Annotated in this window: 18 protein-coding genes and 1 rRNA gene; 17 read left to right on the top strand and 2 right to left on the bottom strand. The window is 40.4% G+C overall.

What is annotated here, in order from left to right; all coding sequences use genetic code 11:
- Position 1: 1 nt before the first annotated feature.
- Together hisC and NT010_06025 are read right to left on the bottom strand one after the other, a co-directional pair.
- Positions 2 to 1,108, bottom strand: coding sequence for a histidinol-phosphate transaminase (gene hisC, locus NT010_06030; protein MCX5805614.1), 1,107 nt, complete (start codon positions 1,106 to 1,108; stop codon positions 2 to 4).
- Positions 1,109 to 1,111: 3 nt separating this feature from the next.
- Positions 1,112 to 2,572 carry a hypothetical protein gene (locus NT010_06025; GenBank protein MCX5805613.1) on the bottom strand — a complete coding sequence of 487 codons (1,461 nt, stop codon included), beginning with the start codon at positions 2,570 to 2,572 and terminating at the stop codon, positions 1,112 to 1,114.
- A gap of 129 nt (positions 2,573 to 2,701) precedes the next feature.
- Between NT010_06025 and NT010_06020 the strand changes: the two genes are divergently transcribed.
- From NT010_06020 to NT010_05940, 17 genes are all read left to right on the top strand, one after another.
- Positions 2,702 to 3,343, top strand: coding sequence for a DedA family protein (locus NT010_06020; GenBank protein MCX5805612.1), 642 nt, complete (start codon positions 2,702 to 2,704; stop codon positions 3,341 to 3,343).
- Positions 3,330 to 3,845, top strand: coding sequence for a DUF192 domain-containing protein (locus tag NT010_06015; GenBank protein MCX5805611.1), 516 nt, complete (start codon positions 3,330 to 3,332; stop codon positions 3,843 to 3,845). The genes NT010_06020 and NT010_06015 overlap by 14 nt, the downstream gene beginning before the upstream one ends.
- 529 nt (positions 3,846 to 4,374) lie before the next feature.
- Positions 4,375 to 5,868 carry a S1 RNA-binding domain-containing protein gene (locus NT010_06010; protein MCX5805610.1) on the top strand — a complete coding sequence of 498 codons (1,494 nt, stop codon included), beginning with the start codon at positions 4,375 to 4,377 and terminating at the stop codon, positions 5,866 to 5,868.
- A 347-nt stretch (positions 5,869 to 6,215) separates the two neighbouring features.
- On the top strand, positions 6,216 to 6,869 hold the full coding sequence (gene rplC, locus NT010_06005) for a 50S ribosomal protein L3 (protein ID MCX5805609.1): 654 nt from the start codon (positions 6,216 to 6,218) through the stop codon (positions 6,867 to 6,869).
- A 158-nt stretch (positions 6,870 to 7,027) separates the two neighbouring features.
- Entirely contained in the window at positions 7,028 to 7,381 is a 354-nt protein-coding gene (locus NT010_06000) for a 6-carboxytetrahydropterin synthase (protein ID MCX5805608.1), read from the top strand.
- Positions 7,362 to 8,180 carry a GTP cyclohydrolase FolE2 gene (gene folE2 / locus NT010_05995; GenBank protein ID MCX5805607.1) on the top strand — a complete coding sequence of 273 codons (819 nt, stop codon included), beginning with the start codon at positions 7,362 to 7,364 and terminating at the stop codon, positions 8,178 to 8,180. Before NT010_06000 ends, folE2 begins: the two co-directional genes overlap by 20 nt.
- The gene (locus NT010_05990; GenBank protein MCX5805606.1) at positions 8,177 to 8,656 is read left to right on the top strand and encodes a hypothetical protein; all 480 of its coding nucleotides are present in this window, start codon (positions 8,177 to 8,179) and stop codon (positions 8,654 to 8,656) included. Before folE2 ends, NT010_05990 begins: the two co-directional genes overlap by 4 nt.
- A gap of 60 nt (positions 8,657 to 8,716) precedes the next feature.
- Entirely contained in the window at positions 8,717 to 9,442 is a 726-nt protein-coding gene (gene yqeC / locus NT010_05985; GenBank protein MCX5805605.1) for a selenium cofactor biosynthesis protein YqeC, read from the top strand.
- A gap of 99 nt (positions 9,443 to 9,541) precedes the next feature.
- Positions 9,542 to 9,763: a hypothetical protein gene (locus tag NT010_05980; GenBank protein MCX5805604.1), complete on the top strand. Its 222-nt coding sequence runs from the start codon at positions 9,542 to 9,544 to the stop codon at positions 9,761 to 9,763.
- Positions 9,764 to 9,771: 8 nt separating this feature from the next.
- The gene (locus NT010_05975; GenBank protein ID MCX5805603.1) at positions 9,772 to 10,845 is read left to right on the top strand and encodes a Xaa-Pro peptidase family protein; all 1,074 of its coding nucleotides are present in this window, start codon (positions 9,772 to 9,774) and stop codon (positions 10,843 to 10,845) included.
- Positions 10,846 to 10,907: 62 nt separating this feature from the next.
- The gene (efp, locus tag NT010_05970; GenBank protein MCX5805602.1) at positions 10,908 to 11,471 is read left to right on the top strand and encodes an elongation factor P; all 564 of its coding nucleotides are present in this window, start codon (positions 10,908 to 10,910) and stop codon (positions 11,469 to 11,471) included.
- Positions 11,472 to 11,554: 83 nt separating this feature from the next.
- Positions 11,555 to 12,178: a dTMP kinase gene (tmk, locus tag NT010_05965; protein ID MCX5805601.1), complete on the top strand. Its 624-nt coding sequence runs from the start codon at positions 11,555 to 11,557 to the stop codon at positions 12,176 to 12,178.
- Positions 12,168 to 13,130: a DNA polymerase III subunit delta' gene (holB, locus tag NT010_05960; GenBank protein MCX5805600.1), complete on the top strand. Its 963-nt coding sequence runs from the start codon at positions 12,168 to 12,170 to the stop codon at positions 13,128 to 13,130. Before tmk ends, holB begins: the two co-directional genes overlap by 11 nt.
- Entirely contained in the window at positions 13,127 to 13,915 is a 789-nt protein-coding gene (gene ricT, locus NT010_05955; protein MCX5805599.1) for a regulatory iron-sulfur-containing complex subunit RicT, read from the top strand. The genes holB and ricT overlap by 4 nt, the downstream gene beginning before the upstream one ends.
- Before the next feature lie 98 nt (positions 13,916 to 14,013).
- Positions 14,014 to 15,540: a methionine--tRNA ligase gene (metG, locus tag NT010_05950; protein ID MCX5805598.1), complete on the top strand. Its 1,527-nt coding sequence runs from the start codon at positions 14,014 to 14,016 to the stop codon at positions 15,538 to 15,540.
- Positions 15,541 to 15,616: 76 nt separating this feature from the next.
- On the top strand, positions 15,617 to 15,910 hold the full coding sequence (locus tag NT010_05945) for a DUF721 domain-containing protein (protein MCX5805597.1): 294 nt from the start codon (positions 15,617 to 15,619) through the stop codon (positions 15,908 to 15,910).
- Positions 15,911 to 16,338: 428 nt separating this feature from the next.
- Positions 16,339 to 16,476: ribosomal RNA gene (locus NT010_05940) — 16S ribosomal RNA — on the top strand; the annotation flags it as partial.

Genomic DNA, 16,476 nt, shown 5'->3' with positions numbered 1-16,476 from the left:
CTTATGAAAGGATATGTTTCAGGGCTGTAACAAAGGCTTCCATGGCTTCGTGTTTTCCGATGCTGACGCGTATCCAGTTCGGGAATCTGAAGCCTGTCATGCTGCGAATCATGACACCCTGCGACATAAACTTCCTGTATGCAAGGGTATCGCTCATGGGCAGTTTAATCATCATGAAGCACCCCTCTTCGGATTGAATCTGGAGATTTAACGGCTCTAATGCCGTTTTCAGGTAGCTTTTCTCTATCCTTACAAGGTCGCGTGTAGCCCGGATATGGTTGTCATCGTTAACTGCTGCCAGGGCTGCATCCTGTGCCACCGTATTCACTGAATAGACCACGCATGTACGCCTTATAATATCCACAACTTCCATGTTTCCTGCGAGATAACCGATTCGCAGGCCGGCGAGACCATACATCTTTGAAAAGGTACGGAAGATTACAAGGTCCGGGTATTCGTTAAGCAGTTTCATTCCATCGGGAAAATCCGGGTTTTCAACAAATTCACAATAGGCCTCATCAACAACCACAATCTGACGGCCTGCTATTGTATCAAGAAAGCGGCGCAGCTTAGATTCATTCCAGTAAGTCCCTGTTGGATTGTTAGGATTACAGACAAAAAGTATCTTTGTGCGCCCATCGATCCTTTCGAGCATACCTTCGTCGTCAAATCCGAAATCTTTAAGAGGTACAAGACGGGCTTCGAAACCGGAAAACGTGGCTACCCATTCATAGACGGCAAAAGTCTTGTCGGCAGTTATAATATTATCGCCTTCCTGGCAGAAGGCTTTGATGACAAAAGCAATGACTTCGTTAGCCCCATTGCCGAAGAGAAACTGATCAGGATTAAGGTTATATTTTTCCGCAAGCTTCATCCGCATATAATAAGAATCGCCGCTGGGATAAAGACCGGACTTGGGAGGCCAGAAACGCCTGATAATATCCTGAGAAGCAGCCGGCGGCCCCAAGGGATTTTCATTATTGTTCAGGCGATACAGATGGTCGCAACCATAGAGCTTCATCAGTTCCTGATCGGGTTTACTCGGAATATAGGGTTCAAATTCCTTGATGTATGCAGGGACAAGACTGTTTAACGGAACATCAAACATGGTCTATACTTCGCCTGCATACTGGAAGACGACCATGTCTCCTGCACCGGCATAAGGAAGAATCATTTTCGGTACAAAGTTATGCTCCATCAAGACTGGAGCCAGGTTTGCCTGCCACGCATGCCCAAGATCGATCTCGAATAGGATGTTAAGTATGCCCTCAGTCTTGAATATCTGTATGTGCCGGCTAAGGATATCCGAAAAGTCTGTGCCGTCCCAAACAGCGCGAAGCCTGACGAGATTCTGAGACCTGTCAAAACGTGGGAAAAGCACAGCATGGGGAGGGCGTTTCTCTCCTTCGTAATTTGTTTGCAGTATATTACGGGCAAAAAAGAGGCGTTTGTATGTTTCGTCCAGAAAAGGTAAAAGATCAGGGTGTGCCCATACCTGTGAACCTGGATCCTCCTTATGATGGCGATAGTAGAAAGGCCATGATTGCTTTTTACCGTCAGGCAGAAAGAATTCCAGCGATCCCAATAATTCGAAGTAGCCCTTCGGCAATTCAGGTGTTGCAAATACATCCACCAGGCAGACTGCATCTATTTTTGCAACGGCCATGAGAAGATGATCAACCAGGGCTTCTGCCATATGGAATTCCTCAGGCTGGTTGAAGAGGTAGGGTCCGTAAATTTCTATCATGCCGGCGCCTGCAATCTGCCATACTATTCCGCCAGCTGCAATTTCCTGACCATCAGAGGCAACAAGGACATGATAACGGCCGCTTGTGACCATATCTGCTATTTTGCCGGGGTAAAAGAAACCAGCAGGAAAAAGGCGGCTCGGGTAGTGTGAAAGAGTATGACGGACGAATAACTTAAGAGACTCGCTGTCAGGTGAAGCAATGTGGTAATTAGTGAGCGGCTTTACGGGAACGTCTATGTGTTCTGTAACACCGGGATATGATTTTTCCTTAATAAGTCCTACGCCGAAACCTTCCCTGGTGTCATGGAGTATATAGAGTCTCTCAACCGATCTTGCGGCAATGATAAGGCCCATCTGCTTCAGGTCTGCCTCGGAATCAAGGGATATTTTTGCAGTGAGATTAAAGGCATGGGGGTCAAAATTCCTGCCATCGAAAAGGAACCTTATGCCCGTATAATAGACGCCGTTTTCTGCTTCTATGGCAATAGCACTATTCTTTTGATCCGATTCGGAGAGATATACAAAAATCTCTTCACAGGCAAGTCCAAGCTTTATCACTTCGGGAGCGCCAAGTCCAAAGGCCTTTGCCGATTCTTCTACAAAAGACATGGCAAGGGAGAAATATGCCATATCAAGATATGTCTTGAGAGTTACCTTTTCTCCGTACTTTGTCAGGCAGACCTCCATGTAAAAGGCATGTTGTTGAAGCAGTGCAGTACATTTATACCAAGAACTAAGATTTCCGTCAACGTCTTTAGAATCCGGACAGCAATTTTCTTCGGACTTCAGATTGTGCAAAGTAATTGCTGCGATGAACGGCATTGTGTTGACTCCAGACCGTTATCATTGTAGTATACAGGCGATATTAAACCTTAATGCCTGGATTATGGAATTTTAATATTGGAAGCCATTTTACAGTATTGAATCTGGAAAATAAAAAAGGGAACTCATATGGAATTGATTAAGTACATAGTGGAATTTATTTTACATATTGATGTGCATCTTGGTGCTATTATAAAAGATTACGGTCTTTGGACATATCTGATCCTTTTCATTATAATTTTTTGTGAAACCGGATTGGTAGTTGCCCCATTATTGCCGGGAGATTCTCTTTTGTTTGCTGCCGGAACGTTTGCCGCCATCGGCTCGCTGGATGTGCTATGGCTGTTCCTTCTTTGTTCTGCTTCTGCAGTTGGAGGAGATACCGTAAACTACTGGATAGGTCATTTTATCGGGCCAAAGATTTTTCATAAGGAACATGTGCGTTTTCTTAAAAAAGAATATCTTGACCGTACGCATCAATTCTACGAAAAGTACGGTGGTAAAACAATCATCATAGCAAGATTTATTCCGATTATCAGAACCTTTGCGCCTTTTGTTGCAGGAATAGGCAATATGACATACTGGAAATTCATAAGTTACAATGTCATAGGCGGTATTGCCTGGATAGCCATTTGTGTTTTCGCAGGTTATTATTTCGGCAATTTGGCCATTGTGAGAAATAATTTCAGTCTCGTGATACTTGCTATCATTATCATATCGATAATGCCTGGAGTTGTTGAGGTATTGAAACATAAGTATGCAAAAAGGTAATAACAGGCAGACAGTGTTCAGGATTGTATATAAAGTACCGGGTTGTTCAAGCAACAGAACAATAATAAGCCTTATTTTTTTTGGTTTTTTCGAAATATTTTTTTTGTGTAATTACGTATCGGCAGACGATAGGACTATCACCTTTTATACCAAAGGAATGCAAAGACTATGCAGTGTCAGGGCTGAACTTGCCGTAACGCCCGAAGAACATGAAAGCGGCTTAATGTATAGAAAATCACTTGCCCCTGATGCAGGTATGTTGTTTGTTTTCAAAGAAGACAGCGTGCAGTTTTTCTGGATGAAAAATACTTATATAACTCTCGATATGGTGTTTATAAATTCAAAACTTGAGGTGACCGGCATATATCGATCCGCAAAACCTCTTGATGAGAAGACCGTAACCTCATGGTCGCCGGCCATGTATGTGCTGGAAATTAATGCAGGAAAGGCTGATCAATGTAATATCAGAGTTGGTTCAAAGATAAAATTCAAACACCATTAAAAAACACACAATGACTGCATTTACATTTAATGAATCATCAAACTTCATTAAATCTAATGAGTTGCTTAAGTTATCAACAATAAATGTGAAAAACATGTTTATAAGTTGTAGAAATCAGATTGCAACCTGATGATATACCAAACATTATAACTAAATTGATTACTGATTAGGCAAGTGAAAAACCCAATATATACAGTGTTAATCAAAGAAACAGGACCTCCCGGCACCTGACTTCTTATTGAGAAACTCTAAAATAAATGACAATATTATTAGTATGTTACAATAGACGAATTTACATGGTCTGCACATGCTTCTATTTAATAGCTTTTTTATATGCGTTTTTATTTGCTTTGCGAGCAGGTGTAAAACTAAAAAAGTTGGAAATATTTTACCAAGGGTTAACAGGATGATGGACATAACAAGAAATAAAAGGTATAATATTGGTCTGTATCATGATGATGACACACCACAAATAGTCTGAAATCAAAAAACGCAATGATGCCAATTGATTGACAAAGAGGTAAAGATTATGTCGGAAGAAAAAATTGAAATGAACCCTCAGAAAGAGGGGGATACAATCGAGAATACTGAAGAGGAAGAGAGTTTTGCCTTGTTATTTGAAAAAACCAGCAAGCTTCCCGGACGTCTTGATCCCGGTCAAAAGGTTGTATCGAAGGTAGTAAGTATTTCGGGGGATTTTGTTTATGTTGATATGGACGGGAAAAGCGAAGGCGCCATAGATCTGAAAGAGTTCAAAGATGAAAAAGGGAATTATTCAATCCAAATAGGCGATGAGATCGAAGCTTTTTTTGCGTCTTTTCAAAACGGTGTGAAAAGGCTTACAACCATGAAGCACGGTCTTTCTATCCTCAATCTTGGTGGTATCCACGACGCATATGATGCCAATTTGCCTGTAAGCGGAAAAGTAACCGGTGAGTTAAAGGGAGGTTTTGAGGTACATATCGGAAAGGCACGATGTTTTTGCCCTTTCTCTCAAATGGATCTGAAGGGAAGCCGAGAAAAAGAAGCTTATCTTGGACAGGTTTTTTCTTTTAAAGTTGTAGAGTACGGAGAGGATGGCCGCAATATCATACTTTCAAGAAGAGCCCTTTTAGAAGAAGAGCGGGAGATTGAACTTGAAAAGGTTAGGCAGACACTTGAAGTAGGAATGGAAGTTGAAGGAACAATCCGCTCTATCCTAAAATTCGGTGCTTTTATCGATCTTGGCGGTATTGATGGGCTTATTCCGTTAAGCGAGATCGGATGGGGCAGAACCGAGAACACTGAAGATGTGCTGTCTGTTGGACAGAAAGTAACAGTAAAAATCATAGGCATTGACTGGGGAAAAAACCGGCTTACCTTAAGCCTGAAGGCGACTCAGTTGGACCCTTTTTTAAGTGTAGCGGAGAAATATCCTGTTGATAGTCAGGTTCATGGTACAATTGTGCGGCTAACGCCTTTCGGTGCTTTTGTGAATCTTGAACCGGGGATAGATGGGTTAATTCATATCTCGAGGCTTGGAGCAGGAAGGCGGATTAAACATCCCAAAGAAGTTGTTGAAGAGGGTCAGGTTGTGGATGTTTATGTACATGATGTTGATCCGAAGAATAAAAGAATATCACTTTCAATGGAGTCAAGGCTGAAACGTGAAAACGTTGACATGCCTCAAGTAAGCGATATACTTGACAGTGTAGTTGAAAAGGCTCTGCCGTCAGGTGTGATCGTAAGACTGCTCGATGGGGCGACAGGTTTTATACCAAACTCGGAGATGGGAACTCCTCGCGGAAGTAATCATAACAAAATGTTTCCTGTTGGAACAGCCATGCAGGTGATTGTAAAAGAAGTAAATAGTGCACGTAACAGGATAACACTGAGTAGAAGCGGTGTGTCGGAGAAATTAGAGCAGGAAGAGCTTAACAAATACAGGGACAAGATCGTAAAAGATGAAAAAACCGACAGCAGCCTCGGCAGTCTTGGGGAACTCATAAAGGCTGCAATGGAAAAAAACAAAAAAACAGGATAATTCCTTCTGTTTTATAAACATCGTCAATATAGTAAGTGAAGAGCCCCGCATGCAAAGCGGGGTTTTATTTGAAAATTAATTGGAAATACCGGAAAATAATCCCGGATATATTTTTAACAGCCTTACATCAGAGCGTCCATATAAAAATATACGGGCCAGATAAAGAAGCATTGAATGAGATTAGGATTAATGGCAGTATAATGTTTGACCATTATCCGGTTGGATTTTTTTCAATATCGCCGGACATCATTGATATTAAGGGCAAGTTTAGCGGATAAAATCTTATATTTGCCTTGACTTTGTGACTGTTATTTACTATATTTTTAGGCATTTTTGGAGGTGTATATATGGGAATTGGACTTCTCGGAAAAAAAATTGGAATGTCGCAGATGTTCCTTGAAGATGGCAGCGTAGTACCTGTCACGGTTATTAAAGCAGGACCATGCGTAATAATTCAGAAGAAGACAGAAGATAAGGAAGGATATAATGCCCTTCAGGTTGGCTTCGATGAAATTAAAAAGGAAAAGCTTGTTAAAAAGCCTCTGAAAGGTCATTTCGGCAAGGCTAACGTATCTCCCATGTCGTTTATCAGAGAATTCAGGATAAATGCGGAAGAGAGCGAAACAAACGATCCTGGTTCGCAAATCATGGTTGATATGTTTGAAAATGGTGATTATGTGGATATTACGGGGACATCGAAAGGAAAAGGTTTTGCAGGTGTAATGAAAAGACATGGTTTTGCCGGCGCACCAGCTTCTCATGGTACACATGAATACTTCAGGCATGGTGGCTCTATCGGACAGAACATGACCCCTGGCAGAACTATGAGGGGCATGAAAATGCCTGGGCACATGGGAAACAGAAAGGTTACTGTTCAAAACCTTAAGATCGTGGAAGTAAGGGGCGATACGAATGTTCTCATGATTGAAGGCGCTGTTCCGGGACCGACTAACGGATACTTAATAATCAGGAAAGCGGTAAAAAAAGCAAAACAGTCTTAATCGGAAGAATTGCTGAAGCCTTGCTTCGGCATCTATTATCTTTTAAATGAGGTTTTGTAATTAACGCCCTGCAACGGAAGTTGCAGGGCGCTGCTTTATCGGTTTTTATTGACAAGAAAGATCTCAAAATATAAATTATCTCCATGTTTACCCTTTGCGTGAAGGATACTTTTTCTGCAGCTCACAATATAAAAGACTACAACGGGAAATGTGAAGCGTTGCATGGTCATAATTTTCTGGTTGAGGCGCTGTTTGCGGGAGAACATCTTGGTAAAGGCGGGATGCTTGTAGATTTTAAAATCCTGAAAAATCACCTCAAACGCATCCTGGATACCCTTGACCATAAGTATATAAATGAAATACCTTTTTTTGTGGAGAGATCGGGTTCTTCCGAGTATTTATCAATGTATATATTTAATGAATTAAAAACAATGCTTAAGAAAAAAGATATAACATTAAAAGAAGTAAGAGTGTGGGAATCGGAGAAGACATATGCAGCGTACTCTGAATAAAGATGAAATGATAGATGTCCAGAATATGTACGATTTCCGTCAGATCGAAATCGATAAAGTCGGTGTAAAGAATGTAAAATACCCGATTGTAGTACTTGACAAGACAAACGGTTTTCAGCATACGATTGCTACAATAGACATGTATGTCAATCTTCCGCATAATTATAAAGGTACACACATGAGCAGGTTTGTTGAAATCCTGCACGAAAATAAAAGTATGATAAATATGAAAAATTTTCCCGGTATATTAAAGGAGATGAAAGACCGGCTGAATGCAGAAGCAGCACATCTTGTAGTGAAATTTCCTTATTTTGTTAAAAAAGAGGCGCCTGTTTCAAAGACTCAGGGTTATCTTGAATATCAATGTGGTTTTGTCGGACACATGAACGGTTCAGGCGAGATGAAGGAGTTTATTGTTTCAGCCTCGGTTCCGGTTAATACGCTCTGCCCCTGTTCACAGGAAATAAGCGAATATGGAGCTCATAACCAGAGGGGCATTGTAAAGGCGGAAGTAAAGTTCAGAAAATTTTTCTGGCTGGAGGATTTGATAAGTATTGTTGAGAGATGCGCAAGCAGCGATATATATACGATACTCAAAAGGGAAGATGAGAAATATGTAACGGAAAGGGCCTTTGCCAATCCTAAATTTGTGGAGGATGTTGTAAGGGGTGTTGCCCAACTATTGGAGAACGATGGGAACTTTACATGGTTTTCCATTGAAGCGGAAAATTTTGAGAGTATCCATAACCACAGTGCCTATGCTTATCTTGAAAGAAAAAACCAAGGAGGGAGTATATGAGAAAGATTGTCTTATCATTTTGCATAATATTGCTGGTTTTCTCAGGGTGTACACTTTTTCAGAAACCGGTTAAAGATGAAACTCCGCAATCCGGACAAAATGCTTTAAACCAGACTTTTTACGGGTTTCCTGATATTCCTCTGCCGAAAGAACTCAATTTTGTAAGAGAAAAGAGCTTTATTTATGAAACTGCTAATCTGAGAGTAGGGGTGATGTATCTGAACGGCAATGTTGAGCTTCAATCACTTGAAAATTATTTCAAGGTAAATATGATTAAAAACGGCTGGAAGTTTGTTAATAGTTTCAAGTTCAAAGATGTAACGCTGAACTTTGTGAAAGATGATAAAACATGCAGCATAAAGATGGTAAAAGACAGTTTCAACGCCGAAGTCGAAGTATGGGTAGGTCCTGCTTCTTCAACCGATAAAGGATCTATGCACAAAGGAAATGATTTGAAACAGATGAATAAAGACTGATGATGTCGGGGTAATCTTAAATGTACACACATTAATGATTACCCCTTGTTTTCCATCTTAATGTGGAAATTTCGAAAAATTGATTTCATAAAAGCTGTATCGGCGTATAAATACATTGCCCTTACCGGTTCCGGAGGCAAAACGAGCCTTATGGAGCATTTGGCCGGAGAATTTCTTAAACTGGGCCGGACTGTAGCAATTACAACGACAACAAAGATTTTTGTAAAAGAGCCTTATCTTTTACTTGACGAAGGTCCTGATGTTCAAGCAGGTAGTCCTTTTATCAGAGTCGGTAGGAACAACGAAAAGGGAAAACTTACTGCAGTAAGTTTTGAAGATATTGAGATGCTCGGCAGCATATACGATGTTGTTCTTATTGAAGCAGATGGAGCGAAGAGCATGCCGCTTAAATTTCCGGCGAGCTATGAGCCTGTCATACCTCCTTTTTGTGAAAAGGTTATTGTTATATGCGGACTCGATGGACTTTACGGAAGGGTTAATGAAAAAGTATTCAGATGGAAGCTTTTTTGTGAAGCAACCGGGATAATCAATGATGCCCTGATTACCCGGGATGTTTTTCTGCGGCTCTTTGACAAAGACGCCCTTCTAAAAGGTATTGATATTGAAAAGTGTATGATTGTCCTTAATAAATATGATGCGTTGAACATAAGGAAAGAAGCAATTGAAACAGGAAAAGAGATAATCGCCCGGACAGGTATCAGGCGTCTGACAATATCGAGCACCTTATTTAATGTATTTTATGGCATTGAAGTTCTTAATCCGTAGCGGCTTGTAACTGAAAGTTTTTCAGGAGATACAAACCGTCAGTGATGAAGCATACGATTTAGCTTGATTTTTATAAGGAGATTCATTTAACTATCCCATATGGATATAGATAACAAAAGTAAGATATTATCTCCCACCCTTGCGGATATTTACCTTGAGCAGGGTTATATTGAAAAAGCGATAGAGTTATATGAAAGGCTTTCAAAAAGAGAGCCTGAAAACGATTTTTACAAAAAGCGCATCGTTGCATTAAAAAGGGAGTTTAAAGAGCGTAACAGCCTGCCGGGATTTAAGAGAATATTAAAAAAGAAGCTCTGGTAAATTATGTTATGAGAGAGAACAGGATTGAAAAAATTAATAATATCATTCACGAAGAAGGCTTAGATGCATGCATCATAAGAGGCATGGACAATATATTTTACCTTACCGGGTTTAAGGGTTCTGAAGGTACTCTTGTTATTACGAAAGGCGATGTGTTGCTTATCACGGATTTCAGGTACATTACCTATGCAAAGGAAGTAACAAAGGATGTAAGAATAGTAGAGCTAACGAGCAAGAAGAACGTACTTTCAGAGATATGCGATCAATATGTGATAAAACGTATGGGATTCGATAGCTTTCATACTTCATATAAGATGTATGATACATGGAAAGATACCGTACAAAGTACCGAGTTTATTCCTCTGGAAAATGAAATCGAGGAAATAAGAAAATGTAAAGACTCTGGCGAAATTGATGCGATCAGGAAAGCCATTGATATTGCAACGAATGCATTTGTAGAAGTTTTTGAAAAGATTTGTCCGGACAAAACCGAAAAAGAAATTGCCGATGAACTTGAATACACGATGAGGCGCATGGGAGCAGATTGCCCGTCTTTTGATACTATCGTGGCTTCAGGTCCGAGAGCGGCACTTCCCCATGCTGTTCCGACAAACAGGAAGATAAAGGATGGGGAAACGATTATCATAGATTTTGGCTCACGTGTAGATGGTTATTGCAGCGACGAGACATGCACGGTATCCGTAGGAGAAGTTAATGGAAAAATTAAGGAGATTTTTAAGATAGTAAATGATGCACGGGAACTTGCCCTTGAAAAAGCTAAAGCCGGAATGTCCGTAAAAGAACTGGATATGATTGTCAGGGGCTTTATAGATAATGCTGGATATGGAGGATTTTTCGGGCACGGAGTGGGACATGGTGTGGGAATAGCTGTTCATGAAGCCCCATCCATTAATAGCACAGGAGAGGGGATACTGGAAGAAAACATGGTGATTACAATCGAGCCGGGTATTTATTTGCCTACACTCGGCGGTGTCAGGCTGGAGGATATGCTGCTTATTACAAATGACGGAGCAAAGGTACTGACAAATATCAGGAAGGAAATGCTGCAAATCAGTATTTAGTGAGTAGTGAACATGTATATTTATTTACCAACTACTATTCACTGCATTAACGGGAGGATAGAATGATAGTTTCAACTGCAGAGTTTAGAAAAGGATTAAGAATTCTTATGGACAATGAGCCGTTTGTCATAGTTGAGTTTCAGCATGTAAAGCCTGGCAAGGGAGGGGCTTTTGTCAGAACACGGATAAAAAGCCTTGTTAGTGGTAATGTGCTTGACAGGACTTTCCGTTCCGGAGATAAGGTAGAGTTGCCTGAACTTGAAGAAAAGGATATGCAGTTCCTGTATAAAGAGGGCGACAAATACTATTTTATGGATACTAACACCTATGACCAATTATATATTGATGAGGAACAACTGGGTGATGCGAAGAATTATCTCAAAGAGGGGCTGGTCATTGAAGTCCTGATATATCAAGGCAGAACAATCGGTGTTGAGATTCAGAACTTTGTGAGCCTTTTGATAACCAGTACAGAACCGGGAGCCAAAGGGGATACTGCGCAGAATGCAACAAAACCTGCGTTGCTTGAAACCGGTTATACCATCCAGGTCCCGCTTTTTGTGGAAGAAGGCGATGTTGTAAAGATAGATACGAGAAGTGGGCAATATATGGAAAGGGTTAAATAAATCATCTAAATCATTCAAGCTGTTTGAACTGCTTAAACCATTCTATTTAGAGGGCTTGCGGTAAGCTTTTGTAAAGGAAACACATGCTTATAACATTTGAAGGGGTAGAGGGTAGCGGCAAGACAACCCAGGTAGAGCTTTTATATAATTATCTTGTGGATAAAGGATATAAACCTGTTAAAACACGGGAACCTGGAGGTACTGCCTTCGGTGAGGCCTTGCGAAAGTCTATCCTGCAGCCTGATATCCATGTATTTCCGCTTTCAGAGCTTCTTGTGCTTATGGCTATGAGAGCTCAGCACGTAGAAGAAGTGATCGGTCCGGCTCTTCAGGATGGCAGGATTGTTATATGCGACAGGTTTACAGATGCAACATATGCATATCAAGGGTATGGAAGAGGCATGGATCAGGGGATTATTCAGACATTAAACAGACTTGTTACAAAAGGGATAAGACCAAAACTTACGGTGCTTCTCGATTGTGAGGCCGAGGAAGGATTCAGGAGAAAGGCGGAACGTGATTTTTTAATGGACAGATTTGAAAACGAAGCGCTTTCTTTCCACAATAAAGTTAAAGCAGCGTATATAAAGCTATCAAAAAAAGAACCTGAGAGATTTTTTGTAGTCAAAGGTGATGCAAAGGTTGAAGAGGTACAAAAAAAGATAAAGGATAAAGTAGAAGAACTTTTAAAAAGTTATGGGATTTAATGAGATTTTTGGTCACGAGAAGCAGAAACAGTTTTTTTTGTCTACCCTGGAAAAGGAAAAATTACCTCATGCTTTTTTATTCACAGGTCAGGAGGGCATAGGGAAAAAGAAGACGGCAAAGGAATTTGCAAAGTATATTCTGTGTGAAGGGCATAATAACTGCGGGGTATGTCGTCCTTGTAATAAAGTAGAACGTGGTATACATCCCGATGTTTTAATTTTTGACAACGAAGATACCATAGGTATAGACCAATCGAGAACTATCGGCAGGGAGGTATATGAGTATCCTTACGAAAGTGATAAAAGAATAATCCTTATTGACAGGGCCGATGCAATGACTCATGAGGCTACGAATGCTCTTCTGAAGACACTTGAAGAGCCTCCCCCTTTTAACATATTTTTTCTTATTACATCATCGGAAAGGGATGTTCCTTTGACCATACGGTCGCGTTGCGCAAGAGTTAGTTTCAGCCCGCTCCCGAGGGAGCATCTGCAGCAGTACTTTATGGATACCGCCAACATGGATGAAAGTAATGCCGAGTTGTTATCTTATGTTTCTCAGGGGAGTATTGGTTGCGGTTTTTTCTGGATGGAGCAAGATCACCTTTTATTGCGGCATAAGCTTGCAGAACTGATAGTCGGAAAAAACAGAAGTTTTATGCATGCCACCTTGATGTCGGAAAGAATAGTGAGAAGTCATAGAGATTTGACGATGTTTTTGTCTTTCCTGCTTTCCCTTTTCAGGGACATGTCAGTTATGAGCGAATGCAGAGATGCATCTATGATGATCAACAGGGATATGAAGGAGCTTCTTAATGCTGAATCCGTGAATACAAAATGGATAGAGAATTCTATCAGAAGAATTCAGGAAACTTTTGGCATGATGAGGTATAATATAAACAAGCTTCTTGCTATTGAAACGATGTTACTGGATATAATGGAGCAGAAATGAAGAGTTGCTATATAAAAGTAGACGTATTAACAAGCGTAATCGAAATGGAAGTATCAGAAGATGTTAAAATTGGGGATTACCTTATCGGTGAAATTGAAAAAGGTTTATGTCTGTGTGAGGTTGTAACTGAACCGCAGGAAACAACAAAGCAAGGTCTGAAAAAAGCAACCAGAAAGGCGACCGAAAACGAGGTTCAGGAGCACTTCTCTTTAAAAGAGAAAGAAATATATGCTTTTAATTATTGTAAAAAAAAGATATTGGAGATGAATCTGCCGATGAAGTTGCTGTATGCGGAATACCTGTTCGGCGGCACAAAACTCCTGTACTATTTTGTTTCTGAAAGCAGGGTAGATTTCAGGGAATTAGTGAAAGAACTTGCGAAAGAATTCAAGATACGGATAGAGTTAAGACAGGTTGGTGTGAGAGATGAAGCTAAAATAGTCGGAGGCCTCGGGAATTGTGGAAACGTATGCTGTTGCAGGAGGTTCTTAAACGCTTTTTCAATAGTTTCCATAAAAATGGTGAAGGAGCAGAGCCTTGCATTAAACCCTGCGAAAATTTCGGGAATATGCGGAAGGCTCATGTGCTGTCTTGCTTATGAATTTGATATGTATATGAATTGCAAAAAGGATTTCCCGAAGGTCGGAAAAAAGGTGACTATCCAGCAAGGAGAAGGTAAAGTTGTAAAACATAATACTCTGTGTTCTACAATAACCGTTGAGCTTAGCGACGGTAAAGAGGTTGCTGTATCTCTGAGCGATATCAAGAAGAATAATGCCGGATAGTTATGTGCACGATATGCGACAAATATTATTGAACTCGATATTTTTCATTGTAAATACAAAAAGTTAAACATACAAAATAAGCATTACGGAGTATATACATGAATAAGCATTATTACATAACAACGCCTATCTATTACATTAACGATGTTCCTCATATCGGTCATGCATACACAACCATTGCTGCTGATATTATGGCCCGTTATAAAAGGATATGCGGATATGATGTCTTTTTTCTGACCGGTACGGATGAGCACGGACAGAAAGTTGAAAAGGCAGCCGGGCAACAGGGAATTCATCCTAAAGAACTTGCTGATAGGATGGTGTCCAGGTTTACAGATCTATGGGAAGTACTCAATATCTCCAACACCGGTTTTATCAGAACCACTGAAGAAAGGCACAGAAAGGTTGTAAGACAAATATTTCAGAAAGCCTATGAGAGCGGAGATATATACCTTGGAGAGTATGAAGACTGGTATTGTGTGCCATGCGAAAGTTATTTTACTGAGATGCAACTGAAGGACGGAAAATGTCCTGATTGTTTAAGGCAGCCGGAAAAATTGAAGGAAGAGAGCTATTTTTTCAGGTTGTCAAAATATGGGGAACGGATACTTGCACTTATGGATGCGCACAAGGACTTTGTTATGCCCGAGGTCAGGTATAATGAGGTTGCAAGCTTTGTAAAGGGCGGCTTACGGGACTTAAGCATAAGCAGGACAAGTTTTAACTGGGGCATCCCGGTTCCTATGGACCCCAGGCACATTGTCTATGTCTGGTTTGATGCCCTTACCAATTACATAACAGGCATAGGCTTTCCCGACGATATGGATACTTTCAATAAATTCTGGCCATGTGATGCTCAGCTTATGGGTAAAGATATCTTGCGGTTTCATGCCGTATACTGGCCAAGTTTTTTAATGTCTGTCAATATCGAACCACCGAAGAGGGTTTTTGCACACGGCTGGTGGACTATAGAGGGACAGAAAATGTCCAAATCTCTTGGTAATGTTATAGATCCCCATGAGATCGTGAAGACTTATGGAGTAGATGAATTCAGGTTTTTTCTGTTCAGGGAAGTCCCTTTTGGCCTTGACGGTGATTTTTCAAAAAGTGCACTTGTTCACAGGATCAACGGAGATCTTGCCAATGATTTCGGAAATCTTGCCAGCAGAAGTGTCACAATGATAGGAAAATTTTTACAGGGTAAGATCGAGAAACCTGAAAAGAAAGGCGGAATGGATGAGTATGTTGAAGAAAATGTAGAACGATTGGTAGGGGAATACCAGAGAGATATGGAAGTCTTTGCCTATCACAAGGCTCTCCAGGATGTTTTTGAAATCATGTCTATACTAAATAAATATATTGATACGGAAGCCCCATGGAAGCTTTCCAAAGAAGGCGATGTGAGGATTAAGACAGTGCTCTATAATATCTGGAATGGTTTAAGGATAGCGGCAATGTTGCTTTATCCTTTTATGCCCGGAAAATCTCAAATCATATGGGATGCTCTTGGTATCGGCAGGGAAATTGAGAAAGCATCATTTGAAGCAGAAAAAGTTTTTTATTTTACGGAAGACATTTCATATATAGATAAAATTAAACCTGTTTTTCCAAGGATAGAAGGCTGATGAAGATTGCTGATCCTTCTGCCATTGGTGGTTTCGACCCTTTTTGCAGGACCACGAAGTGTAACGAGTGTATAATATGGCCTTTGTTTCGATAAAAAAAGCGCTTGAAAATGTACTAAAAGAGTATGATATCAAAGGGGAGATAGACGCTCATAAAATATTCTACCTCTGGAATGATATTGTGGGAGAGAAGACGGCATGTCATACCAAACCTGCGAGGATAGGGAATAACATACTTTTTGTCGAAGTAGACGATCCTATCTGGCTGACCCAACTACGGTATATGAAGATAGACATTCTGGAGAAGATAGAAGGGAAGGTTAAAAAGGGTGTGCTTAAGGATCTGAAGTTTTATCTGAAGCACAATTGATGTTGATACGGAAAGAGAAAAGGATACCGGCGGCAAGAAGCAGGAAGAATATTGCTGATATATACTTCGAAACTGTAAAAGAAGGTAATGAACGGAGCAATAACAACAAGCTCTAATTATGCGGATATAATGACTTATTTTATTATTAAAATATTTTTATCTATATATCTTGACATAGAGCAAAAAATAAGTATAATTAGGGCTGCTTCAAGGTTACATGATCTTTAAATAAACCAGTCACAACAAAGGCGGCAAGTCACTTACCGAAAATTATCGATATACAGGCTTCCAGAAAAAGATATTATTTATATCCCTTGACAATGACTGCAAAATAAGTATATTTTAGTACTGCTTTTAAGGTTACTTGATCTTTGAAAACCAGATAGTAGGTCCTCGTTCAATAGTTTTTGAACAAAATTTAATCGGTTTGTTTTGAGAGTTTGATCCTGGCTCAGAACGAACGCTGGCGGCGTGCCTAACACATGCAAGTCGAGCGCGAAAGTCCCCTCGGGGGCAAGTAGAGCGGCAGACGGGTGAGTAATACATAGGTAATCTACCCTCGGGAT

This window comes from Pseudomonadota bacterium (assembly GCA_026388275.1).
In the GTDB taxonomy this organism is placed as follows: Bacteria; Desulfobacterota; Syntrophorhabdia; order Syntrophorhabdales; family Syntrophorhabdaceae; genus JAPLKB01.
Note: the sequence above shows the minus strand (reverse complement) of the source record. Positions and strands in the feature narration are given on the sequence as shown.

Bases quoted from the DNA above. Each gene is read 5' to 3' on its own strand.
- NT010_05990 (MCX5805606.1), top strand. From the start codon at position 8,177: ATGAGAAAGATTGTCTTATCATTTTGCATAATATTGCTGGTTTTCTCA.
- hisC (MCX5805614.1), bottom strand. From the start codon at position 1,108: ATGTTTGATGTTCCGTTAAACAGTCTTGTCCCTGCATACATCAAGGAA.
- NT010_06010 (MCX5805610.1), top strand. From the start codon at position 4,375: ATGTCGGAAGAAAAAATTGAAATGAACCCTCAGAAAGAGGGGGATACA.
- holB (MCX5805600.1), top strand. From the start codon at position 12,168: ATGGGATTTAATGAGATTTTTGGTCACGAGAAGCAGAAACAGTTTTTT.
- NT010_05945 (MCX5805597.1), top strand. From the start codon at position 15,617: ATGGCCTTTGTTTCGATAAAAAAAGCGCTTGAAAATGTACTAAAAGAG.
- rplC (MCX5805609.1), top strand. From the start codon at position 6,216: ATGGGAATTGGACTTCTCGGAAAAAAAATTGGAATGTCGCAGATGTTC.
- tmk (MCX5805601.1), top strand. From the start codon at position 11,555: ATGCTTATAACATTTGAAGGGGTAGAGGGTAGCGGCAAGACAACCCAG.
- NT010_06025 (MCX5805613.1), bottom strand. From the start codon at position 2,572: ATGCCGTTCATCGCAGCAATTACTTTGCACAATCTGAAGTCCGAAGAA.
- ricT (MCX5805599.1), top strand. From the start codon at position 13,127: ATGAAGAGTTGCTATATAAAAGTAGACGTATTAACAAGCGTAATCGAA.
- NT010_06015 (MCX5805611.1), top strand. From the start codon at position 3,330: ATGCAAAAAGGTAATAACAGGCAGACAGTGTTCAGGATTGTATATAAA.
- efp (MCX5805602.1), top strand. From the start codon at position 10,908: ATGATAGTTTCAACTGCAGAGTTTAGAAAAGGATTAAGAATTCTTATG.
- yqeC (MCX5805605.1), top strand. From the start codon at position 8,717: ATGTGGAAATTTCGAAAAATTGATTTCATAAAAGCTGTATCGGCGTAT.
- metG (MCX5805598.1), top strand. From the start codon at position 14,014: ATGAATAAGCATTATTACATAACAACGCCTATCTATTACATTAACGAT.
- NT010_05975 (MCX5805603.1), top strand. From the start codon at position 9,772: ATGAGAGAGAACAGGATTGAAAAAATTAATAATATCATTCACGAAGAA.
- NT010_05980 (MCX5805604.1), top strand. From the start codon at position 9,542: ATGGATATAGATAACAAAAGTAAGATATTATCTCCCACCCTTGCGGAT.
- NT010_06020 (MCX5805612.1), top strand. From the start codon at position 2,702: ATGGAATTGATTAAGTACATAGTGGAATTTATTTTACATATTGATGTG.
- folE2 (MCX5805607.1), top strand. From the start codon at position 7,362: ATGCAGCGTACTCTGAATAAAGATGAAATGATAGATGTCCAGAATATG.